Genomic DNA, 3,232 nt, shown 5'->3' on the forward strand with positions numbered 1-3,232 from the left:
GCTTCGGGGCGGGCGGGGCGTCCTGCGCCTGGCCGGGCACCGCCGCGCTGCCCACCGCCTCCTCGCCGCCGGCCGAGAGCCGCTGCGGCGGTTGCGCCCACGGCGACTCCCGGGTGCCGCTCTCCACCGGTACGACGGGGGTGCCGGGCCCGCTCGGCGTGGCCGCGCCGCCCTGCCCCCCGGCCGTCGTGACCGGAGCGGGATGGGTTTCGGCGGCACCCGGCGGACTGCTGTCGACCGGATCCGTCCATGCGGCGTCCGAGGCGCCGGCCGGGTTGCCGCTACCGGCCCGGCCGGACGCCCCCGGTGTCATCGGCTGGTCCAGGGTGAACGGTAGATCGAGGTCGACCGGGGCGGGCTGCCCCACCCGGGGCGCGGGCACGGGCGCGAGCTGCTCGGGCGCGCCCGGATGGCTCGGCTGCCCGAGCGGGGACGGGTCACCCGGGTGCCCGTACCCGTTGGTCACGCCGGTGCCGTTCCCGTGCTGGTCGGACGGGACGACCGGTGCCGTCGGCTCGGCCTGGAGCGACGGCCAGTCGCCGTCGGGCGGAGGCGGGGCCCAGGCGGCGGTCGCCGGCGGCCGGCCGACCTCGGCGGTCAGCGACGGGTACAGCGTCGCGGACGGGCCGCCCCAGGCCTGGGCGGGGTCGGTCGCGTCGGGTGGCCACAGCGGTTCGATGTCCCGCTCCGGCACCGGCTGCTGGCCGGTCAGTCGCGCCCGGTCGGCGTTCTCGTCCACCACGGTTCCTCCCCATTCCTCCTGCCGAGGATAGGCCGTCCCGTTCTGGTTACGGAGCGTAGCGAAGCGCCGGTTCGGGTCAGGTCGTCCAGACCGCCCAGGCGCCGGGTTCGATCCACCAGGATCGCTTCCGGCTCAACTCGCCCGCGACACCGTCGTCGAGGAAGGGAACCCGCTCGTCGCGGGGGACGACCGCCACGGCCCGCCCCCGGGCCCGGCGGACCTCGAACCGGACCTTCCTCCTGCCCAACGCGGAGCGGGTGACCACGGGGACGGCCACCGCCACCTCCAGCACGCCGTCGGCCGGGTCCGGGCCGGCCAGCAGGGGCAGCCCGTCGAGGCTCGCGTACCCGCCGGCATTGCCGACCGCGCAGGCCAGGATCGGGTCGTCGCCGTCGGAGAGCACCGCGTCGTCCACCTCCACCCGGCCGCGCCAGTGCAGTGGACGGCCTGCCTCGTCGGCCGCGCCCAGCAGCGCGCCGTCCAGCGTCACCGAGCCGGCGTCGTTGCGCAGCAGGTCGAGCCGGCGGGCCGTGCCGTCCAGCACCGCGCCGGCCACCGCCGCCGGGTCGCGCGGCAGGCCGAGCTGCGCGGCGAGGTCGTGCCGCGTACCGGCGCGGGCCGGGTCGAGCGGAAGGACACCCACCGGTGGCAGGTCCGGTACGGTGCGGTTGCCGGCGAGGTCCGCCGGGCGGCGGCTGGGTGGCGGAGCGTACCGCCGGACCAGCCGGCGCAGTACGGCGCGTAACTGCGCGTCACTGGCTGTGGCGACCACCAGTCGGGTCTTGGTGTCCGGCTCGGGCCAGGTGAGACCGTCGGGGCGCGGCGGAGCGTCCAGCCGGGCCAGCACGGTGTCGATCTCGGCGTCCGACCGGGCGGTCACGATCTCCACCCGGGCACCCCGGGCGGTCAACGCGTCTGCGCAGGTCAACACCGGCACGCGGGGCGTCTCGCAGCGTTCCTCGCGGTTCGCCGGGACGGCCTGGTCGGCACCGCCGCAGCAGGATCCGCCGCTGCCGCAGCCCCCACCGGGAGCGTCCCGCTCCGAGCCGAGGGTGAGCAGCACCACGTCGTACACGAGGCAGCCTCCTGCTTCTCGACGAACCCCTGCCGGTCCCGCCGTCACTACTTGTTAGCCTGACACCCCGGGCTCGCTGACCGGTCGCCGCCTGGCACCCGAGCCTTCTGGAGGCGAAGAAGATGCCAGCGATCGTGCTCATCGGCGCTCAGTGGGGCGACGAGGGCAAGGGCAAGGTTACCGACCTGCTGGGTGAGCGGGTCGACTACGTGGTGCGCTACTCCGGCGGCAACAACGCCGGGCACACCGTGATCACCCCCGACGGGCAGAAGTACGCGCTGCACCTGATGCCGTCCGGGGCGCTGTCACCGAGCGCGATGATCGTCATCGGCAACGGTGTGGTCGTCGACCCTAAGGTGCTGCTGGCCGAGATCGACGGCCTCGCCGAGCGGGGCGTGGACGTCTCCCGGCTGCGCATCTCCGGCGACGCGCACCTGATCATGCCGCACCACCGGGCGCTGGACCGGGTGGTCGAGCGGTACCTGGGCAGCGCGCGGATCGGCACCACCGGCCGGGGCATCGGTCCCGCGTACGGCGACAAGGTCGCCCGGATGGGCATCCGGCTGCAGGACCTGCTCGACCCGGGAATCCTGCGCAAGAAGCTGGAACTGGCGCTACGCGAGAAGAACCAACTGCTGTTCAAGATCTACAACCGCAAGGCGATCGACGTCGACGCGACGCTCGAGGAGTACCTGGGGTACGCGGAGCGGCTCAAGCCGTACATCGCGGAGACCCGGGTCATGCTCTGGGACGCGCTCGACCGGGGCGAGACGGTGCTGTTGGAGGGTGCCCAGGCCACCATGCTCGACATGGACCACGGCACGTACCCCTTCGTGACCTCGTCGAACCCGACGGCCGGTGGGGCCTGTGTGGGCGCGGGCATCCCGCCGACCGCGATCAGTCGGGTGATCGCGGTCAGCAAGGCGTACACCACGCGGGTGGGTAGCGGCCCGTTCCCGACCGAGCTGTTCGACGACAACGGCCAGCACCTGCGCAAGATCGGCCACGAGTACGGCACCACCACCGGCCGGGAGCGGCGCTGCGGCTGGTTCGACGCCGTCGTCGCCCGGTACGCCTGCCGGCTCAACGGCGTCACGGATTTGGTCGTCACCAAGTTGGACGTGCTCACCGGTCTGGCGAAGGTGCCGATCTGCGTCGGGTACGAGATCAACGGCGAGCGCTTCGACGACATGCCCATGACGCAGACCGACTTCCACCACGCGACGCCGATCTACGAAGAGCTGGACGGCTGGTGGGAGGAGATCGGCAAGGCCCGGACCGAGGACGAGCTCCCGGAGAACGCGCGCCGCTACATCGCGCGCATCGAGGAACTCACCGGCACCCGGGTCAGCGTGGTGGGCGTGGGCCCCGGCCGGGAAGAGAACGTCCAGCGCCACCCCCTCCTCCCCTGACAG

General features: G+C 73.5%; 2 protein-coding genes and 1 pseudogene. 1 reads left to right on the forward strand and 2 read right to left on the reverse strand.

What is annotated here, in order from left to right; translation table 11 throughout:
• Together E1165_RS28285 and E1165_RS28290 are read right to left on the reverse strand one after the other, a co-directional pair.
• Window positions 1-742 (reverse strand): annotated as a pseudogene (locus E1165_RS28285) (hypothetical protein); the annotation flags it as partial.
• Window positions 743-818: 76 nt separating this feature from the next.
• Window positions 819-1,817, reverse strand: a complete 999-nt coding sequence (locus tag E1165_RS28290) for a hypothetical protein (RefSeq protein ID WP_132394749.1) — start codon at window positions 1,815-1,817, stop codon at window positions 819-821.
• 122 nt (window positions 1,818-1,939) lie between these two features.
• Between E1165_RS28290 and E1165_RS28295 the strand changes: the two genes are divergently transcribed.
• Window positions 1,940-3,229, forward strand: a complete 1,290-nt coding sequence (locus E1165_RS28295) for an adenylosuccinate synthase (RefSeq protein ID WP_132394750.1) — start codon at window positions 1,940-1,942, stop codon at window positions 3,227-3,229.
• Window positions 3,230-3,232 lie beyond the last annotated feature (3 nt).

Origin of the sequence: Micromonospora sp. KC723, assembly GCF_004348595.1 — a bacterium.
In the GTDB taxonomy this organism is placed as follows: Bacteria; Actinomycetota; Actinomycetes; order Mycobacteriales; family Micromonosporaceae; genus Micromonospora.